Here is an 18,539-nt window from a genome sequence, read left to right on the forward strand (position 1 = left end):
CTCGAGGGGACTCAACGCGCCAGGGACGTGTGCGGCCCCTGCACGGTTCGGGCCGCCGGCCCGTCGGCGGGCAGCTCCACCACGTCGACGTCGACGCGCATGCCGAGATCGTCGCTGGCGAGGCCGAAGAAGGAGCCGTGCAGCGGCACCGCCTGCGCGGGGTCGCGGGTCACGGCCACGCGGATCAGGTCGCGATTGCCCACGATGCCGTTGGTCGGGTCGAACTCGACCCAGCCGGCGCCCGGCAGGTAGACCTGCAGCCACGCGTGGGTGGAGCCGCCGCCGACGTGGCGCGCACGGTCGTTGCGCGGGTTGTAGAGGTATCCGGAGACGAAGCGGGCGGCCATGCCGAGTGCCCGGACGCCCTCCATCATCAGCACCGCGAAGTCCCGGCACGAGCCGAGCTTGGTGCGCAGGGTCGTCAGCGGGTCCTGCACGCCTTTCTCGGAGCGGGCGAGGTAGGTGAAGTTCGCCCGCACGCTGCGCGTCATCGCGGCGAGCAGCTCCTGCGTCGGGATCCGGCCCTCGGGCGGCAGGAAGCTCCGCGCCCAGGCATCGACCTCGTGCCGCGGGTCCGGCCACTGCCGCTCGATGGATCGGGCGAGGTCCGGCATGTCCTCGGCCCCGTAGCCGAACGGGTAGTGGGTCGCGTGCGGCGCCAGCGGGAAGACCGGCGCGTGCTCCGGTGCGTGGTCGAGGGTGATGCCGCAGTTGAACGTCAGGGTCTCGGCCCGGGTGTCGAAGGTCGCGACCGCCACGCAGTTGCCGAACACGTCGAACAGCCAGCGCAGCGAGGCCGGCTCCGGGGTGATGTCGAGGGTCGCCGCGATCAGCCGCTGGTCGTAGCTGTCGCGCGGCCGGAACATGATCCGGTGCTCGCCGAAGGCGACCGGACGCCGGTACCGGTAGACCGTGCGGTGGCGGACGGAGAGGATCGGCAAGGTCGCAGGCTCCGGGCTCGCGCCGACACGCTCACCGGCGATGCAAGGGCCGGGCCCGTCCGCGCGGAGCGCCTCAGACCACCGGGGGAGCCGGATCGGCCGCGGCGCGCTCCGCCTCGACGAGCACGTCGAGGGGGCGCCAGGGCTTCGCGATGAAGACCGCCTCGGCCGGCAGCTCGGGGCGCGGCAGGCCATGGCCGGAGGTGATCACCAGCCGGGCCCGCGGCCACAGCGTCGCCACGGCGCGCGCCAGCTGAAGGCCGTCCATCTGTCCGGCCAGCCGGACATCGGCGAAGACCAGCGCGACGTCGCCGCCGCGCGCCTGGAGGACCGACAGGGCGGCCTCGGCGCTGTCGCAGCCGACCACGTCGAGCTCGGTCTCTTCCAGGAGGGTTTCGGCCAGGGCGCGGATCTCAGGATCGTCCTCGACGACGAGGGCGAGGCGCGGCGGATCGGCCTCGGGCACCGCGACGTCTGGCCCGCTCCGGGCGGTCTCGTCGTCCTCGCTCTGCCGGACGCGGCGGACCAGGGCGGCGAGGTGCTCCGGCACGCCCTCGGTGACGAGCTTATCGTAGAACGACGCCAGTGTCTGACCGATCTGGTCGAGCGGAATACCCGGTGACAGCGTATCGGTGAGCGGCAGGGGTGCGCTCGTCTGGTGCTTTTTCAAGGACTCCCCCCGAAGTCGACTTCCGCGCCGCTCGAGGACTCGGCGCTCACAGGAGGAAAGTCGGCAATCCGCCGCTGGTTGCGCCGGGGGTTCGGAATCCCGCCCGGCGTCACAGGGCCGTTACTGCGTGACGAGGCCGGCGTCGGCGTCGGCATACGCCATGATTCCGGAGACCTGGCGGACGTTCTGATAGCGCGTCCCGCGGGTGCTCATCATCGCCTCGAACTTCTCGTGCACCTGCGCGACCGACAGGCTCAGGGGCTTGCGGTGGCGGCCGCGCCCGACGAAGCGCCCGGCTGCGAAGAAGATCGAGCGGTTGGCGCGGGCGGGACCCGGGAGCAGCGCCGCCGCGGCGGCGGCCGGCTTGTTCACGACGTTGGCGAGGAACTCCTCGGCATCGTCCGGCCCGAGGAAGTGAGCGAGGTAGACCTCGCCGAGGGTCAGCTCGCGGCCGATGCGCAGGGCGATGCGGGCGGCGTCGCGCTTCAGCATCTCGCCGGCCATGAGGGCCGACAGGTACGGGTCGCGGCGCAGTTCCAGCACCCGGGCGCGCTCCGCCGGATCGGTGATCACCGGCCGGTCGTTGGCGTCGGATGTGATCAGCGCGGCCTCCTTCTCCAGCCCGTACTTGGCGCCGAAGTCGCGCACCACGCCGAGCCAGGTCCGCTCGATGAACTGGTAGAGGCCCGTCGCCGAGGAGGTCTTGGCCTGGACCGCCGTGACGAAACTCGATTCCTTGTCGGCCACCGCCATCAGCAGCACCGGATCGGTCTGGACCGCCTGGGCCGCCCGGACGATCGTCTGCACGAGGTGGCGCCGGATCTTCATCGGGCCGAACTCGAGGATGTCGTTCGGGTCGCCGACGGCGCTCTCCGAGAGCAGGAAGTCGTACGACACCCGGTCGACCGTGTTGGAGCCGAGCTCGGTGTCGAGGTCGTGAACCGGGGCGAAGCTGGCGGCTGCGCGCAGCGGCGTCTGCTCGAGCGGGGTGCTGAGGGCGACGGTGTGGATGCGCGGGCGCGGCATCGGGATCTCGGTAGCGGCCTCCGCCACCGACACGGCGGGCGACAGGCCGACTTTGGCGAGGTCCACGCCCGATCCGATCAGCGCGGCGCTGAGGCCGCCCGCGATCATCGAGACGGTGAGCAGCGAGCGGAATAGCGCGGGGCGGCTGCCATGGGCGCGGCCCAGCATGGGCTGTGCGGCGATCACGTCGGCGCGGCCCGAGCCGAAATGGCCCTGCTTACCGGCGATGGTCCTCGGCGATCCGACCGTGCGGCCCTGCATCGTTATCCCGACTCTCCACACGCCGTCGTGGCGCGACGGACTCACCATCGCTTGACAGATGTGGCGACAACACGGCCGTGCTTGTGGCCGAGTTGCGGCGTCCCGAGGAGATTTCGGGGCAGGCCGCCCGTGACTCGCGCGGCATCCCTCCTTAAGAGGGCGCCATGCGGGCGCCGGGCGGATGACGCGCGGCCGCCCTTTCCCGTCCGTCCTGCCAGAGTCAGCCCCGATGAGCGGCGTCAACGAGATCCGGTCGACCTTCCTCGACTACTTCGCCAAGGCGGGCCACGAGGTCGTGCCGTCCTCGAGCCTCGTGCCGAAGAACGACCCGACGCTGATGTTCACGAATGCCGGCATGGTGCAGTTCAAGAACGTCTTCACCGGGATGGAGAAGCGCGCCTACGACCGGGCGACGACGGCGCAGAAATGCGTGCGGGCCGGCGGCAAGCACAACGACCTCGACAATGTCGGGTACACCGCGCGCCATCACACGTTCTTCGAGATGCTCGGCAACTTCTCATTCGGCGACTACTTCAAGGACCGCGCGATCGAGCTGGCCTGGACGCTGATCACCAAGGAGTTCGGCCTCAAGCCCGACAAGCTCCTCGTCACCGTCTACGCCGACGACGACGAGGCCGCAGGCCTGTGGAAGAAGATCGCCGGCTTCTCCGACGACAAGATCATCCGGATCGGGACCTCCGACAATTTCTGGCAGATGGGCGATACCGGCCCGTGCGGCCCCTGCTCGGAGATCTTCATCGACCAGGGCCCGGCGCTGCAGGGCGGCCCGCCCGGCTCGCCGGACGAGGACGGCGACCGCTTCCTCGAGTTCTGGAACCTCGTGTTCATGCAGTACGAGCAGCTGGAGCCGGGCGTCCGGAACCCGCTGCCGCGGCCGTCGATCGACACCGGCATGGGCCTGGAGCGCATGGCGGCGATCCTCCAGGGCGTCCACTCGAACTACGACACCGACCTGTTCCGCGCCCTGATCGACGCCGTCGCTCACGCGGTCTCGCGGGCGCCGGAGCCGGCCACGATGGCGTCCTACCGGGTGATCGCCGACCACCTGCGGGCGTCCTCCTTCCTGGTGGCCGACGGCGTGCTGCCGGGCAACGAGGGCCGCGGCTACGTGCTGCGCCGGATCATGCGCCGGGCCATGCGTCACGCCGAGATCCTCGGCGCTCGCGAGCCCACCATGTTCCGCCTCGTGCCGACCCTCGTGCGCGAGATGGGCCAGGCCTACCCGGAGCTGATGCGGGCCGAGAGCCTGATCGCCGAGACCCTGAAGCTCGAGGAGACCCGCTTCCGCCGCACTCTGGAGCGGGGCCTGTCGATCCTCGACGCCGAGAGCCGCGACCTCCGGGAGGGCGACAAGCTCTCCGGCGAGACCGCCTTCACCCTCTACGACACCTACGGTTTCCCCCTCGACCTGACGCAGGACGCCCTCAAGGCCCGCGGCATCGGCGTGGACACCGACGCCTTCGCGGCGGCGATGCAGCGCCAGAAGCAGGCGGCCCGCGAGGCCTGGAAGGGCTCCGGCGAAGCGGCCACCGAGACGGTGTGGTTCGGCCTGCGCGAGCGCGTCGGCGCCACGGAGTTCCTGGGCTACGAGACAGAGAACGCCGAGGGCATCGTCACGGCGCTCCTGCGCGACGGCGCCGAGGTGACCACCCTCGCGGCGGGCCAGACCGGCCTCGTGCTCGTCAACCAGACGCCGTTCTACGGAGAATCGGGCGGCCAGGTCGGCGATACCGGGCTGATCCTGGCTCCGGGCGTGCGGGCGCGGGTCACCGACACACAGAAGAAGCTCGGCGACGTGTTCGTCCACCACGTCACTGTCGAGGAGGGGGCTCTGAGCCTCGACCAGCCGGTCGAGCTCAAGGTCGACAACGTCCGCCGGAAGGCGATCCGGGCCAACCACTCGGCCACCCACCTGCTGCACGAGGCCCTGCGGCAGGTTCTGGGCGACCACGTCGCTCAGAAGGGCTCCCTGGTCAGCCCCGAGCGCCTGCGCTTCGACATCAGCCACCCGAAGCCGATCGAGGCCGACGAACTCGCCCGGGTCGAGGACATCGCCAACGCGGTGCTGCTGCAGAACGCGCCCGTCGTCACGAAGCTGATGGCGGTCGACGACGCGATCGCGTCGGGCGCCCGCGCGCTGTTCGGCGAGAAGTACGGCGACGAGGTGCGGGTGGTCTCGATGGGGCTGCCGGTCGACGGCGAGGCCGCGCAACCGCGCGCCAGGAACTTCTCCGTGGAGCTCTGCGGCGGCACCCACGCCGCGCGCACCGGCGACATCGGGGCGATCACCATCGTGGCGGAGAGCGCGGTGGGCGCGGGCGTGCGCCGGATCGAGGCGCTGACGGCCGACGCGGCGCGCCGCCATCGGGCCGAGGAGGCCCGGACGCTCGCGGCGCTCGCCGGCATCCTCAGGGCGCCGGTCGCGGAGGCGCCCGACCGCCTGACCGCGCTGATGGAGGATCGGCGGCGCCTGGAGCGCGAGCTGGCCGAGACCCGCCGCAAGCTCGCCATGGGCGGCGAGGGCGGCCCGGGCACGGGCGCGCAGCAGACCGAGATCGGCGGCGTCGCCTTCCGCCGCTCCGTCATCGAGGGGCTCGACATGCGCGACCTCAAGCCGATCGTCGACGAGGAGAAGAAGCGCCTGGGCTCCGGCATCGTGGCGGTGGTCGGCATCGGACCGGACGGCAAGGCCGGGCTGGTGGTCGGCGTCACCGACGACCTGACCGCGCGCTACGACGCGGTCGGGCTGGTCCGGGCCGGCGCCGGGGCGCTCGGCGGGAAGGGCGGCGGCGGCCGCCGCGACATGGCGCAGGCCGGCGGCCCGAACGGGGCCGGGGCCGAGGCCGCCCTCGACGCCGTCGCGCAGGCCCTCACCGAGGCCGCCTGAGGCGCGACGGCCCGCGGAACGGCCGCAGCGTCACCGGCGCGGCCCGATCGTCCTCCGCGAGACCGGCGCGGTCGCCCCGAGAGGGCCCCGCGCCCGCTCCGGCCCCGGGCGAACACCGCGGCCCCCCTCGCGGGTCCTGCACCGCGCGGGTCACCGGGGGGCAGGCGCCATCACCGGCTGCCGCCGCCACCACCGCCCTGCGGCGCGACCCGCGACGGCTGGTTGGCATTGCCCGCCGCCGCCGAGTTGTTGGAGATCGTGTCCGCCGGCCGGCCGGTGGGCGAGTAGCTCACGGCGGCTTCGTTCCCGGTGGCGTCGATCTGCTGGCTCACCACGCCCGGCGCGCCGGGAGCGGGCGCGACGGGCCGGGCCTCGACCTGGGCGCTGGCCGGAGCGACGGTGGCGAGGGCGAGAAGGGCGGCGAGACATGTCCGGGTCATGAGAATCCTTGCTGATTCCAGACCCTGGCAACCTCGGTCGCGCGCGATCGATCCCGCGATGTTGCGACGCGGCACCGTCTCGCTTCGGCACCGGCCGCGCGCGCTCACTTCACGCGCGTCCAGGTCTGCCGCTTGCAGAACACGCTCATGACGCAGCCGGAGACCTCGAGCGAGTCGGGTCCCGTGAGCTTCAGCGAACCGGAATAGGTCTTGCCGTCATTCGGGTTGTAGAGAGACCCCGAGAAGCCGCCGCCTTCGGGCTGTCGCGCGTCGAGGATCTGGACGCCGACGACGCTGCGGCCGCGCAGGGCCGGATCCGGGTTCTTCGCGTCGAGCCCCTTCCCGGGCGCGCTGAGGATCGTGCCGCAATAGCCGCCGCCGCAGGGCGCGATGCGGACTTTCGAGCTGCCGGTCTCCGTCAGCCAGACGCCGGCCGGGTCGACAGCCAGCGCCGGTCCGCACGCCGCTCCCGTCGCGAGCAGAGCCAGTATCGTGCGACGAAGCCTCGAACCCATTCCTGTTCCTCCCAACCGAGAACGCGGTCGGGTTCTTACCGCGATGCCTGCGGTAGCGCACCGCCCAGATACGTCTCGACGACCTCGCAGAACGGCTGCCCGGCCCCGGTCGACAGCACGGCGTCGATCTCGAAGAGCGGATCGTCCGGTCCGGGCGCGGCGCTCCGCACCGGCGCGCGTACCTCGACGGTGCTGCGCACCGGGGCGAGGGGGCGCACGACCCGGCCGAAGGGGGTGCGGGTGGTGTCCAGCGTCGCGTTCATCTCCGGCGTGAGCCGGGCCGGCACGTACCAGTTATCCGCCTCGGACAGCACGCGGTCGCCGCAGGCGAGGCGGACGCGGCGGTAGCGCACCGGCTCGTCCGGGCCGATCCCGAGACGGGCGCGCTGCGCGGCCGTCAGGGGCTTGTCGGCCACGGGCACGCGTTCCGCCACGAGGTGCGGGTCTCCGGCGAGCTTGTAGTCGGCACACCAGCTCTCAAGGGCGAAGGTCGCGCTGTGCGCCGCCAGGATGCGGCTGCGTAGCGAGGCGATGAGCGCCTGCGGTCCCTCGGCCGGTGACGGCGCGTCGGCCGGCTTCGGCGCGACGGCGGCATCGCGTGCCCAGCCCGGTGACACGGTCACCGCGACCGATCCCAGCAGCACCGCGAGGGCGAGGGGCGGCACCCGGAGGCCGGGTGCGGGCCCGGTGCGCCGACGGTCCCTGCACGCCGATCGATCCCGCACCCGTGACGGCACAATGCGGACGGCATGGCGGGAAGACTTTCCGGTGTGCCACAGCATCTCGGGCTATATCCTCGCAGCTGAACCACCAGATCTTCGCCAGCTGCCGCAGCGCCGAGGCCCGGCAGAACGCGCCGGCCGGGCCGCTTCCCGGCCGAGCCGGCGACGGAGGGCGAGATCTAGACAACACGCGGCGATCCGTCGAGCCGGCCGCGCGTCGGGACGGCCGAGTTTGGGCCCGTCGACGCGCCTACCGACGGGCCAACGGGGGCAGGTCGGTGCAGAGGCCGAGGCCGGCTTCCGCCGCGAGTCCGATGGTCTCGCCGAGTGTCGGGTGGGGGTGGATCGTCCGGCCGATATCGGTGGCGTCGGCGCCCATCTCGATCGCCAGCGCGACCTCGCCGATCATGTCGCCGGCGCTTGGGCCGACGATGGCGCCGCCAACGACGCGCCTGGTCTGCGCGTCGAACAGCAGCTTGGTCAGGCCGTAATCGGCGCCGTTGGCGATGGCCCGGCCCGAAGCGGCCCAGGGGAAGCGCGCCACCTCGACGGCCCGCCCGGCCGCCTTCGCGGCCGTCTCGGTGAGTCCGGCCCAGGCGATCTCCGGGTCGGTGTAGGCGACCGAGGGGATGACGGCCGCGTCGAACCCGGCCTTGTGGCCGGCGGCCGCCTCGGCGGCGACGTGGCCCTGATGCACCGCCTTGTGGGCGAGCATCGGCTGGCCGACGCAATCGCCGATGGCGAAGATGTGCGGCACGTTCGTGCGCATCTGGGCGTCCACCGGCACGAAGCCGCCGTCCAGCGCCACGCCGGCCGCGTCGAGACCGAGCGTCGCCCCGTTGGGCCGGCGGCCTGCGGCCTGGAGCACGAGGTCGTAGGTTCCGGGCTCGGCCTCACCCGAGAAGGTCACGGCGATCCCGTCCGGTCTCGCCTCGGCGGAGACGACCTCGACCCCCGTCAGGACGCGGTCGAAACGGTGCGCGTTGCGCTTCGTCCAGACGCTCACGAGATCCCGGTCGACGCCCTCGAGCAGGCTGGGCAGGCGCTCCACCACGTCGACCCGCGCGCCGAGCGCGCTGTAGACGGTCGCCATCTCCAGGCCGATGATGCCGCCGCCGATCACCAGAAGCCGGCGCGGCACCGCGGGCAGTTCCAGCGCCCCGGTGGAATTCACGATCCGCGGGTCGTCCGGGAGCATCGGCAGGGCCACCGGCGCCGAGCCCGCCGCCACGACGGCGCCCGTGAAGGTGATGTCGCGCGTGCCGCCGTCGTGCAGCGTCACCGAGACCGTGTCGGGCCCGGTGAAGCGGGCGGTCCCGCGGACCACCTCGACCTTGCGCTGGCGCGCCATCTGGGCGAGCCCGTCGGTGAGGCGGCGGACAGTGCCGGCCTTGAAGGTCCGCAGCTTCTCCAGATCGACCGTCGGCGCGCCGAAGCTGATCCCGTGCGCGGCCAGCCGGACGGCCTCCTCGGTGACCGCGGCCACGTGCAGCAGCGCTTTCGACGGGATGCAGCCCACGTTGAGGCAGACGCCGCCGAGGGTCGCGTGGCGCTCGACCAGGACCACCCGCTGCCCGAGATCGGCGGCCCGGAAGGCGGCCGAGTAGCCGCCCGGTCCGCCGCCGATCACCAGGAGGTCGCAGCCCGCCTCCGCCCGGGGCTCCGGCGGCGGCGCGGCGGGGCGCGGCGCGGGGACCGGAGCGGTGAGCGGCTCGGCGCGCGCGCCGGGCGCCTCGACCGCGAGGCGGGCGACGAGGGTGCCGGCCGAGACCGTGTCGCCGAGGCCGACCAGCATCTCCACGAGGCGGCCAGCCGCTGGGGAAGGGATGTCCAGCGTCGCCTTGTCGGACTCGACCACCAGCAGGGTCTGGTCCTTGTCGACCGGCTGGCCGGGCGCCACCGGGATCTCGATGACGGGCACGTCGGCGTAGTCCCCGAGATCGGGGACGCGGATGTCGAAGGTCTCGGGCATGGCGGCGGCCGTCACAGGAGGGCGCGGCGCAGGTCCGACAGGACCGACGCCACGTGGCCGAGGAAGCGGGCGGCGGCGACGCCGTCCACGACGCGATGGTCCCAAGAGAGGCTGAGCGGCAGGATCAGGCGCGGCTGGAAGGCTTTGCCGTCCCACACCGCCTCGGTGCGGGAGCGCGCCGCGCCCAGGATGGCGACCTCGGGGGCGTTGATGATCGGGGTGAAGCCGTCGCCGCCGATGCCGCCGAGCGACGAGACCGAGAAGCAGCCGCCCTGCATGTCGGAGCCCGGAAGGGTTCCGGACCGGGCCTTCTCGGCCATCGCGGCCATCTCGGTGGCGATCTCGATGAGGCCCTTGCGGTCGCAGTCGCGCACCACCGGCACCATCAGGCCCTTCGGCGTATCCACCGCGAAGCCGACATGGACGTAGCCCTTCAGGACGAGGTCGCCGCCCTCGAGCGAGGCGTTGAATCGCGGGTAGGCGCGCAGCGCCGAGGCCGCCGCCTTGATCAGGAAGGCGACCATGGTGACCCGGGCAGGCGGCGTGCGCGTCTCCTTGTTCAGGCCGAGCCGGAACGACTCGATCTCGGTGACGTCGGCACGGTCGAAATTGGTCACGTGCGGGATCGTCAGCCAGTTGCGGCTGAGATTCGCCCCCGAGAGGCTCTGGATGCGCGACAACGGTTCGCGCCGGACCGGCCCGTACTTGGCGAAGTCCACCTCCGGCCAGGGCGGTAGGCCGGCGCCGATCCCGGACGCGGCGACGGGCGCCTGGGCCGGCGCACCGAGGGCCGCCTTGACGAAGGCGTGCACGTCCTCGCGCAGGATCCGCCCCTTCGGCCCGGTGGCGGCGACGCGGTCGAGACCCACGCCGAGCTCGCGGGCGAGCTGGCGGACGGACGGGCTGGCATGCACGTCGCCGCGGGTCGCCTGAATCGGCTCCGACGAGGCGCGACCGACTCCGTCTGCCGTCCGGGAGAGGGGCGGGGTGAGGGGGGCGCCGTCTCCGGAATGCCCTGATCTCTCACCCTGTCCCTCTCCCGCACGGGAGAGGGGCGCCGCGCTCCGGTCGGGGGGCGCCGAGGCCGCGACAGCGGGCGATGTGTCAGGCACCGGTGCGGCCCCGCCGCCCTCCGCGGGCTCCACCGTCAGGATCGGCGTTCCCTCCGACACCTTCGACCCCACCGCGACCAGCAACTCGCGCACGATGCCGGCGACCGGGGAGGGGACCTCCATGGTGGCCTTGTCGGACTCGATGCTCAGGATCAGGTCGTCCACCGCGAGACGGTCGCCGGGCTTCACCAGAAGCTCGATGACCGGCACGTCCCGGTAGTCGCCGATATCCGGAAGGGCGATCTGCAGCGCGGCGCTCATGCGGTCGGATGTCCGTAGGTCGGGCGTTCGGAGAAGGGGTGGGACGGGCGGCGCCCCTCGGCGGGGCGCCCGGCCTCAGATCGTCCAGGGCGCGGGCGCGTCCGCCGCGATGCTGTAGCGGCGGATCGCGTCCGCCACCGTCGCACGCGGCACCGTGCCGGCCTCGGCGAGGGCGTGCAGGGCGGCGACGACGACGTGCTGCCGGTCGACCTCGAAGAAGCGGCGGAGCGCGTTGCGGGTGTCGCTCCGCCCGAACCCGTCGGTGCCGAGGGCGACGAATCGCGCGCCGACATAGGAGGCGATCAGCTGCGGGTAGGCCCGGACGTAGTCGCTCGCCGCGACGACGGGCGCCGGGCCCGGCAGCAGCGCCGCCACGTGGCTGACCGGCGCCTCGGCCTCCGGGTTGAGCATCGCCTGCCGCTCGGCCTCGCGGGCATCGCGGGCCAGCTCGCTGAAGCTCGTCACGCTGAACACCTCGGCCGCGACGCCGAAATCCTGCGCGAGCAGCGCCGCCGCCGCGATCACCTCCGGCAGGATCGCTCCGGAGCCGAGGAGGCGCACGGCGGCGCTTCCCGCCTCAGGCCCCGACAGGCGGTACATGCCCTTCAGGATCCCGGCCTCCGCTCCCTGCGGCATGGAGGGCTGGGCGTAGTTCTCGTTCATCGCGGTGAGGTAGTAGAAGGCGTCCTCGCCCTCCTCCATCATCGCCCGGGCCCCCCGGTCGACGATCACCGCCATCTCGTACGCGAAGGCCGGATCGTAGGCCCGGCAGTTCGGGATCGCGGCGGCCTGCATGTGGCTCGATCCGTCCTGATGCTGCAGGCCCTCGCCGCCGAGCGTCGTGCGGCCCGCCGTGGCGCCGATCAGGAAGCCGCGGGCCCGCTGGTCGGCCGCCGCCCAGATCAGGTCGCCGACTCGCTGGAAGCCGAACATCGAGTAGTAGATGTAGAACGGCAGCATCGACAGGCCGTGGACGCTGTAGGACGTGGCCGCCGCGGTCCAGGACGAGATCGCCCCGGCCTCGGTGATGCCCTCCTCCAATAGCTGCCCGTCCCGGGCCTCGCGGTAGTAGAGCATGGAGCCGGCATCCTCCGGCTCGTAGAGCTGCCCCTGCGGCGCGTAGATCCCGACCTGCCGGAACAGGTTGGCCATGCCGAAGGTCCGCGCCTCGTCGGCGACGATCGGCACGATGCGCGGCCCGAGATCCTTGTGCTTCAGGAGGTTGCCGAACAGGCGCACCACCGCCGTGGTCGTCGACATCTCCTTGCCGCCGGCCTCCAGGGCGAAGCCCGCGTAAGTGGAGAGCGCCGGAACCGCGACGGTCGGCGCGGTGCGGCGGCGAGCCGGCAGGACGCCGCCGAGTGTCTCCCGGCGCTCGCGCAGGTAGCGCATCTCGGCGCCGTCCTCGGCCGGCTTGTAGAAGGCGAGACCCTCCACCTGGGCATCCGACAGCGGCAGGGCGAACCGGTCGCGGAACGCCCGCAGCGCGTCGACGTCGAGCTTCTTGGCCTGGTGGGCGGTCATGCGCGACTCGCCCGCGCCGCCCATGCCGTAGCCCTTCTTGGTCTTGGCCAGGATCACCGTCGGCCGGCCCTTGGTGGCCTTGGCGGCCGCGAAGGCCGCGTAGAGCTTGCGGAAGTCGTGGCCGCCGCGCTTCAGCCGGTCGACGTCGGCGTCCGACATGTGGGCGACGAGCTCGCGCACCTCCGGGTCCTCGCCGAAGAAGTGCGCGAGGTTGTAGGCGCCGTCCTTGGCGCCGAGCGTCTGGTACTTGCCGTCCACCGTCTCGGCGAAGCGGCGCAGCAGGGCGTGGTTGGTGTCGCGGGCGAAGATCCCGTCCCACTCCGAGCCCCACAGCACCTTGATGACGTTCCAGCCGGCGCCGCGGAACAGGCTCTCCAGCTCCTGGATGATCTGGCCGTTGCCGCGCACCGGCCCGTCGAGCCGCTGCAGGTTGCAGTTGATGACGAAGGTCAGGTTGTCGAGATTCTCGCGTGCCGCCAACGCGAGGCCGCCGATCGACTCGGGCTCGTCCATCTCGCCGTCGCCGAACACGCCCCAGACGTGGCGGCCGGCGGTGTCGGCGAGGCCCCGGTCGCCGAGGTAGCGCATGAATCGCGCCTGGTAGACCGCGTGGATCGGCCCGATGCCCATCGAGCCGGTGGGGACCTGCCAGAAATCCGGCATCAGCCAGGGATGCGGGTAGGAGCACAGCCCGTCGCCGGCGATCTCCTGGCGGTAGTGCTTCAGCTGCTCCTCGGAGAGCCGGCCCTCGAGGAAGGCCCGGGCGTAGACGCCCGGCGCCGAGTGCGGCTGGAAATAGACGAGGTCGCCGTCCGTGCCGCCCTTGAAGAAGTGGTTGAACCCGACCTCGAACAGCTCCGCCGCCGAGGCGTAGCTCGCCACGTGGCCGCCGAGCTCGCCGTAGGCCATATTGGCGCGCACCACCATGGCGAGGGCGTTCCAGCGCATGATCGAGGTCAGGCGCTCCTCGATGTCGAGGTCGCCGGGGTAGCGCGGCTGCTTCTCCAGCGCGATCGTGTTCCGGTAGGGCGAGTAGGGCAGGGCCTCGTCGAGGATGCCGATCTCCTTCGAGCGCCGCTCCAGGCGGTCGAGGATGAACCGGGCCCGGGCCGCGCCCTCGGTGCGGAAGACGGATTCCAGCGCGGCGAGCCAGTCCTGGGTCTCGGCCGGGTCGTGATCCACCTCGGCGGACCGCGCGATCGTGGCTTTCGGCGGTATGGCGTTCATCGGCGCGGCCTCCCTGTTCAGCGCGATCATACGGGGATCGCCGCGGCGGGACATGCCGATTATTTGCTGTGTTTCCGCGTTGCGCGGATTGATATTTCGCGATGCCGGTTATAGGCGGCAAATCATGCCGCGCCGGTCATTGCTCCCGATCCGGCGCCCGTGGCTGCGCACAGCGGCCGGAGACCGGAGATCGAACCCATGCCCGCACGTCCGGCCGCCCTCGACGCCGCGAGCTTGCGCATCCTCGAATGCTTGCAGCAGGACAGCGAGATCAGCGTCGCGGACCTCGCCGAACGGGTGGGTCTGTCGACGTCGCCGTGCTGGCGCCGCGTCAACGACCTGAAGGAGGCGGGCGTGATCCGCGGCTGCGTGGCGGTGGTCGACCCGCTCAGTCTCGGGCTCGCGGTCAACGTGTTCGTCCACGTGTCGCTGGAGAAGCAGACCCAGGCCGCGCTCCAGGCGTTCGACGAGGCGGTGCGCGGCCGACCGGAGGTGATGGAGTGCTACCTGATGAGCGGCGAGGCCGACTACATGCTCCGGGTCGTGGTCGAGGATCTCGGCCAGTACCAGAAGCTCGTCCTCGATCACCTCACGCGGATCCCCGGCGTGGCCAACATCCGCTCGAGCTTCGCGCTCGGGCAGGTGAAGTACACGACCGCCCTGCCGCTCGGGCACCTGACCCGCTGACGAGCGCGGCGACCGCCTGGGCTCCCGGTGTCGAATCTAGAGGACCGAAGGATCTCGGGGGCGGAGGCCCGAGAGGGCCGCGTCGCGCGCGAGAGGAATGGTGGAGCCTAACGGGATCGAACCGATGACCTCTTCCATGCCATGGAAGCGCTCTCCCAGCTGAGCTAAGGCCCCATATTTTCAACAGCGGTCCGCATCCCCGACAGGGCTGCGTCACGCAAGGGTGGAATGGTGGAGCCTAACGGGATCGAACCGATGACCTCTTCCATGCCATGGAAGCGCTCTCCCAGCTGAGCTAAGGCCCCACTTTAACACCCGCCGCGGTTTGGGTCCCGCGGGGTCTCGCCGTTCCGGGTCGCGGCCGGCGAGGCCGGTTCTATAGGCGGCTCGCCTCGCGGACTCAACCCCCTTTTTCGCTGCCGCCCGAGGTTTCTGCGGGGGGCTGGGTCGGGGGTATGGAGGCCGCCTCAACCCTCCTCGTCGTTCTCGATATCGCCGTCGATCAGGTCGGAGACGTCGTCGTCGCCGGCGTCCTCTTCCTCCAAGAAGGTGTCGTCGTCCGAAGAGTCCCCGTCCTCGACCGAGTCGTCCTCGGGCGTCGGATCCGCGTCGTCCTCTGCGGCTTCGACTTCGTCGAGGGAGACCATCTCCGGCCCCTTCTCGTCCGTCTCGTCCTCATCGTCGTTGTTGGCCGGCCCCCGCGACAGTGCCGGGGGCGCCGCACGGCTGGACGTGGCGACCGCTTGGTAGACCGCGCCGCATTTCGGGCAGACGGCGGGATCGCGGGCGAGGTCGTAGAACTTCGCGCCGCAGCTCATGCACTGGCGCTTCAAGCCAAGTTCCGGTCGGGCCACGGGCGGACACCTCGTCGTCAGTACTGTCTCGGGGGAGGGGCCCCGTTAGTCGCGGTGGCGGCCCCTGTCAATCGACCCCGCGCAGGGCGCTCGGAGCGGCGCGCGCCGGCGCTCCGCGGCCTGGGATCGGCGCGGGCGACGGGTGGATGACGGCGGGCGGTGCCCGTGTTAACCGCGCGGCGATTTCACCGTCCGATTGCAGCGCCGCGGCACGCCCGCGCGACGCGCCGGATCCAGGCCCACGTCTCAGAGCCCGAACGGACGTCCCGTGTCGCACGATTCGAGTCCCCAGCCCCTCACCGCCGCGCCGGGCGCTCCGCTGCGCGGACGCCTGCGCCCGCCCGGCGACAAGTCGATCTCGCACCGGTCCATGATCCTCGGCCTGCTCAGCCAGGGCGAGACGCGGGTCGAAGGTCTGCTGGAGGGCGACGACGTCCTGCGCACCGCCGCCGCCGCGAAGGCGCTCGGGGCGGGTGTCGAGCGCCTCGGTCCGGGCCGCTGGCGGGTCCAGGGCGTCGGTATCGGCGGCCTCGGCGATCCGGCCGACGTGCTCGATTTCGGCAATGCCGGCACGGGTTCCCGGCTGATGATGGGCGTGGTCGGCGGACAGCCGGTAACCGCGACCTTCGACGGCGACGCCTCCCTCCGCTCGCGGCCGATGCGCCGCATCCTCGACCCCCTCACCCGGATGGGCACGCAGGTCCTGTCCGAGGCCGAGGGCGGCCGGGTTCCCCTGACCCTGCGGGGCCCCAGGGAGGCGATCCCGATCACCTACGAGACCCCGGCGGCCTCGGCGCAGATCAAGTCGGCGGTGCTGCTCGCCGGGCTCAACGCGCCCGGCGTCACCACCGTGATCGAGGCGGCCGCGACCCGGGACCACACCGAGCGGATGCTGCGCCTGTTCGGCGCCGCGGTCAGCGTCGAGCCGCACGGTCCGGGCGGCCACGGCCGCAAGGTCGCGCTGACCGGTCAGCCGACCCTGCGCGGCACCGACGTGGTGGTGCCGGCCGACCCGTCCTCGGCGGCGTTCCCGCTGGTGGCGGCGCTGATCGCGCCCGGCTCCGACGTGGTGATCGAGGGCGTGATGATGAACCCGCTGCGCATCGGGCTGATCACGACGCTCCTCGAGATGGGCGCGCAGATCGAGCGCGTGGCCGAGCGGGAGGAGGGCGGCGAGACCGTGGCCGACCTGCGCGTGCGCGCGAGCCGCCTGAACGGCGTCGACGTGCCGGCCGAGCGGGCGCCCGCGATGATCGACGAGTACCCGGTGCTGGCGGTGGCGGCGAGCTTCGCGGAGGGCCGGACCCGGATGAGCGGCCTGCACGAGCTGCGGGTGAAGGAATCGGACCGCCTCGCCGCCGTGGCGGCCGGGCTGGCGGCCAACGGTGTCCGCCACACGGTCGAGGGCGACGACCTCGTGGTCGAGGGCGACGGCGCCGCGGCGCCGGGCGGCGGGACGGTCGAGACCCATCTCGATCACCGCATCGCCATGGCGTTCCTGGTGATGGGACTCGCGGCGCGGAACCCGGTCACGGTCGATGACGGCGCGATGATCGCCACGAGCTTCCCGAGCTTCCTTCCGACCATGCAGGCCCTCGGCGGCCGGATCGGGGCGTGACCGCCATGCCGCTCGTCATCGCTATCGACGGACCGGCCGCGTCCGGCAAGGGCACCCTCGCCAAGCGCCTGGCCGATCATTACGGCCTGCCGCATCTCGACACCGGACTCCTCTATCGGGCGGTTGCGCTGGCGGTCATCGATGCGGGCCTGTCGCTGGACGATGCCGCGGCCGCGGCGCGGGCTGCCCAGGCCCTCGACGCCGGCCGGCTCGAAGACCCGCGACTGCGCGAGCGGGCGATGGGCGAGGCGGCCTCCCGCGTCTCGTCGGTGCCCGAGGTCCGCGCCGGTCTGCTCGCGTGGCAGCGCCGCTTCGCCGCCGACCCGCAGGGGGCGGTGCTCGATGGGCGCGACATCGGCACGGTGGTCTGCCCCGAGGCCTCGGTGAAGCTGTTCATCACCGCCTCATCCGAGGAGCGCGCCCGCCGCCGCCACCGGGAACTGGCTGGCCGCGGCGAGGCCGCGACCTTCGCGGCGATCCTGGCCGATATCGAGGCCCGCGACGCTCGGGACGCGTCGCGCAGCGCCGCGCCCCTGCGCATGGCCGACGACGCGGTCCGGCTCGACACCACGGAGCTCGACGCGGACGCGGCTTTCAACGAGGCCCGCGACATCGTCGAGCGGACCCGCGGCGACGCGGCCTGAGGGTTGTCCACCTCCGTCGTGTTGACCCCCCGGGCCCGCTCACCTATTGCGGACGCGCCGTCCCCGACGGGCCGCCGCGCGGCCCGGGACGCGAGCGCGTAGCTCAGCTGGTAGAGCAACGGACTTTTAATCTGTAGGTCCTGGGTTCGAGTCCCAGCGCGCTCACCATTCTGCCAGCACGATCTGTTTCTCAGAGTGGCCCGACAATTCGCTGCTGCCCAGCGCGAAGCCTGGGGTGCACGCGGGTAGCACTGATCGGCACAGGACAGCCCTGGCCCGCGACAGCGCCGGCCTGCCATCGATGATCGCCCCCTGACAGAGCCCGCCACCATACTCATGGGCGGCGTCGCGTATCGGCTCGGGTCTCGCGCGGGTGAGAACAGGTTCGCCCGCTTGTGAGGAGATCTGACCGGGGCGGAGCGCTTCACCTGCCGAGCGACGGACCACCGGAGGTGCCGCCAGTCCCAGGCGGCCCGCTTGTGGGCGTGCCGCCGATGTTCACGCCCGGCGTGGTGCCGGGCACGGGGGTGTTGCTAGAGTTGGCCTCGTTGCCGCGAGTGAACGGTCTCGGGCCAAGATCTCGAGCGCCAGGAGGCGCCCCACCAGTGCTGGTCGGGGGTCTCACCCCGGTGTTGCCGGCACCTCCCGTGACTACCTGGGCTGCGGCGGGGCCCGCCAGGACGAGACTGAGAGCGCCGGCGAGCGCCATCGTGGTGCGGTTCATGCGATTGTCCATGCTGCTGCTGCGGCACTGGAACGGCCGAGGTGTCGCGAAGTTCGACTGGGCTCGAACGAAGGCATGATGGTGGGGCAGGACCTCAGCGCCACCACGTTGCCGGGATCGTCAGCGGGCGCGGGCAGATGGCGTCTCTGCCCGGACCGCCGCCCTGATCCGCGGACTCGGACCGCCGGCTCGGGCTCCGGCTGCTGCCGGCCGATGTGACCGCTGTCCACCGAGGAGACCCTGCCGCCCCGCACGGATGCGACTTGCGAGCGGCTGGCTGACGCCACAGCGACGTGCGATCCCGCGACCGCAGCTCGATCACGCGACGCCTGTCGGCAATCGCGCGGCGCACGCCGTCATCGAAGTCGGCCCCGGCACTGTGCAGGATGACAGCGCGCAGGCCGTCCTGGCGCGCCGCACGGGAGTTCGCCGA

The 18,539-nt window shown here is 72.2% G+C and carries 14 protein-coding genes and 3 tRNA genes; 5 read left to right on the plus strand and 12 right to left on the minus strand.

What is annotated here, in order from left to right; genetic code table 11:
• Positions 1 to 11: 11 nt before the first annotated feature.
• The 3 genes from BKE41_RS29675 to BKE41_RS29685 all read right to left on the minus strand — a co-directional run bounded on the left by BKE41_RS29675 (position 12) and on the right by BKE41_RS29685 (position 2,898).
• Positions 12 to 941: a transglutaminase family protein gene (locus BKE41_RS29675; RefSeq protein ID WP_071000603.1), complete on the minus strand. Its 930-nt coding sequence runs from the start codon at positions 939 to 941 to the stop codon at positions 12 to 14.
• Between the two features lie 73 nt (positions 942 to 1,014).
• Positions 1,015 to 1,611, minus strand: a complete 597-nt coding sequence (locus BKE41_RS29680; RefSeq protein WP_012322492.1) for a response regulator — start codon at positions 1,609 to 1,611, stop codon at positions 1,015 to 1,017.
• A gap of 120 nt (positions 1,612 to 1,731) precedes the next feature.
• Positions 1,732 to 2,898 carry a transglycosylase SLT domain-containing protein gene (locus BKE41_RS29685; protein WP_012322493.1) on the minus strand — a complete coding sequence of 389 codons (1,167 nt, stop codon included), beginning with the start codon at positions 2,896 to 2,898 and terminating at the stop codon, positions 1,732 to 1,734.
• A 229-nt stretch (positions 2,899 to 3,127) separates the two neighbouring features.
• Between BKE41_RS29685 and alaS the strand changes: the two genes are divergently transcribed.
• Complete coding sequence (gene alaS, locus BKE41_RS29690) at positions 3,128 to 5,806, plus strand: alanine--tRNA ligase (RefSeq protein ID WP_029359418.1); 2,679 nt, start codon at positions 3,128 to 3,130, stop codon at positions 5,804 to 5,806.
• Positions 5,807 to 5,976: 170 nt separating this feature from the next.
• Here the strand turns inward: alaS and BKE41_RS29695 are convergent, their stop codons facing one another.
• From BKE41_RS29695 to mdeB, 6 genes are all read right to left on the minus strand, one after another.
• Positions 5,977 to 6,246: a hypothetical protein gene (locus BKE41_RS29695; RefSeq protein ID WP_012322495.1), complete on the minus strand. Its 270-nt coding sequence runs from the start codon at positions 6,244 to 6,246 to the stop codon at positions 5,977 to 5,979.
• 104 nt (positions 6,247 to 6,350) lie between these two features.
• Positions 6,351 to 6,761 (minus strand): DUF2147 domain-containing protein, encoded by a 411-nt coding sequence (locus tag BKE41_RS29700; RefSeq protein ID WP_071000604.1) that lies wholly within the window; start codon positions 6,759 to 6,761, stop codon positions 6,351 to 6,353.
• A gap of 35 nt (positions 6,762 to 6,796) precedes the next feature.
• Positions 6,797 to 7,543: a hypothetical protein gene (locus BKE41_RS29705; RefSeq protein WP_059409162.1), complete on the minus strand. Its 747-nt coding sequence runs from the start codon at positions 7,541 to 7,543 to the stop codon at positions 6,797 to 6,799.
• A 190-nt stretch (positions 7,544 to 7,733) separates the two neighbouring features.
• Positions 7,734 to 9,455 (minus strand): dihydrolipoyl dehydrogenase, encoded by a 1,722-nt coding sequence (lpdA, locus tag BKE41_RS29710; RefSeq protein ID WP_071000800.1) that lies wholly within the window; start codon positions 9,453 to 9,455, stop codon positions 7,734 to 7,736.
• Between the two features lie 11 nt (positions 9,456 to 9,466).
• On the minus strand, positions 9,467 to 10,828 hold the full coding sequence (locus BKE41_RS29715; protein ID WP_071000605.1) for a 2-oxo acid dehydrogenase subunit E2: 1,362 nt from the start codon (positions 10,826 to 10,828) through the stop codon (positions 9,467 to 9,469).
• Between the two features lie 75 nt (positions 10,829 to 10,903).
• A complete protein-coding gene (gene mdeB / locus BKE41_RS29720) occupies positions 10,904 to 13,579 on the minus strand; it encodes an alpha-ketoglutarate dehydrogenase (protein ID WP_012322500.1) in 2,676 nt (891 codons plus the stop codon).
• Between the two features lie 198 nt (positions 13,580 to 13,777).
• On the opposite strand from mdeB, the gene BKE41_RS29725 reads away from it, so the two are divergent.
• Positions 13,778 to 14,266, plus strand: coding sequence for an Lrp/AsnC family transcriptional regulator (locus BKE41_RS29725; protein WP_012322501.1), 489 nt, complete (start codon positions 13,778 to 13,780; stop codon positions 14,264 to 14,266).
• A 98-nt stretch (positions 14,267 to 14,364) separates the two neighbouring features.
• Here BKE41_RS29725 and BKE41_RS29730 read toward each other — a convergent pair.
• From BKE41_RS29730 to BKE41_RS29740, 3 genes are all read right to left on the minus strand, one after another.
• A tRNA-Ala gene (locus BKE41_RS29730) sits at positions 14,365 to 14,440 on the minus strand.
• 55 nt (positions 14,441 to 14,495) lie between these two features.
• Positions 14,496 to 14,571: transfer RNA gene (locus BKE41_RS29735), tRNA-Ala, on the minus strand.
• A gap of 162 nt (positions 14,572 to 14,733) precedes the next feature.
• Entirely contained in the window at positions 14,734 to 15,120 is a 387-nt protein-coding gene (locus BKE41_RS29740) for a TIGR02300 family protein (protein ID WP_012322502.1), read from the minus strand.
• Positions 15,121 to 15,388: 268 nt separating this feature from the next.
• Here BKE41_RS29740 and aroA point away from each other — a divergent pair, with 268 nt between their 5' ends.
• The 3 genes from aroA to BKE41_RS29755 all read left to right on the plus strand — a co-directional run bounded on the left by aroA (position 15,389) and on the right by BKE41_RS29755 (position 17,550).
• On the plus strand, positions 15,389 to 16,738 hold the full coding sequence (aroA, locus tag BKE41_RS29745) for a 3-phosphoshikimate 1-carboxyvinyltransferase (RefSeq protein WP_053621804.1): 1,350 nt from the start codon (positions 15,389 to 15,391) through the stop codon (positions 16,736 to 16,738).
• 5 nt (positions 16,739 to 16,743) lie between these two features.
• Positions 16,744 to 17,382, plus strand: coding sequence for a (d)CMP kinase (gene cmk, locus BKE41_RS29750; protein WP_012322504.1), 639 nt, complete (start codon positions 16,744 to 16,746; stop codon positions 17,380 to 17,382).
• Positions 17,383 to 17,474: 92 nt separating this feature from the next.
• Positions 17,475 to 17,550 (plus strand) — tRNA-Lys (locus tag BKE41_RS29755).
• The last annotated feature ends 989 nt before the right edge of the window (positions 17,551 to 18,539 follow it).

Origin of the sequence: Methylobacterium sp. C1 (genome assembly GCF_001854385.1) — a bacterium.
Classification (GTDB): Bacteria; Pseudomonadota; Alphaproteobacteria; order Rhizobiales; family Beijerinckiaceae; genus Methylobacterium; species Methylobacterium radiotolerans.

What these genes read in the sequence shown, in the direction of transcription:
- mdeB (WP_012322500.1), bottom strand. Translation starts at nt 13,579, where the DNA reads ATGAACGCCATACCGCCGAAAGCCACGATCGCGCGGTCCGCCGAGGTG.
- BKE41_RS29715 (WP_071000605.1), bottom strand. Translation starts at nt 10,828, where the DNA reads ATGAGCGCCGCGCTGCAGATCGCCCTTCCGGATATCGGCGACTACCGG.
- BKE41_RS29685 (WP_012322493.1), bottom strand. Translation starts at nt 2,898, where the DNA reads ATGCAGGGCCGCACGGTCGGATCGCCGAGGACCATCGCCGGTAAGCAG.
- alaS (WP_029359418.1), top strand. Translation starts at nt 3,128, where the DNA reads ATGAGCGGCGTCAACGAGATCCGGTCGACCTTCCTCGACTACTTCGCC.
- lpdA (WP_071000800.1), bottom strand. Translation starts at nt 9,455, where the DNA reads ATGCCCGAGACCTTCGACATCCGCGTCCCCGATCTCGGGGACTACGCC.
- BKE41_RS29695 (WP_012322495.1), bottom strand. Translation starts at nt 6,246, where the DNA reads ATGACCCGGACATGTCTCGCCGCCCTTCTCGCCCTCGCCACCGTCGCT.
- BKE41_RS29700 (WP_071000604.1), bottom strand. Translation starts at nt 6,761, where the DNA reads ATGGGTTCGAGGCTTCGTCGCACGATACTGGCTCTGCTCGCGACGGGA.
- BKE41_RS29705 (WP_059409162.1), bottom strand. Translation starts at nt 7,543, where the DNA reads ATGCTGTGGCACACCGGAAAGTCTTCCCGCCATGCCGTCCGCATTGTG.
- cmk (WP_012322504.1), top strand. Translation starts at nt 16,744, where the DNA reads ATGCCGCTCGTCATCGCTATCGACGGACCGGCCGCGTCCGGCAAGGGC.
- BKE41_RS29725 (WP_012322501.1), top strand. Translation starts at nt 13,778, where the DNA reads ATGCCCGCACGTCCGGCCGCCCTCGACGCCGCGAGCTTGCGCATCCTC.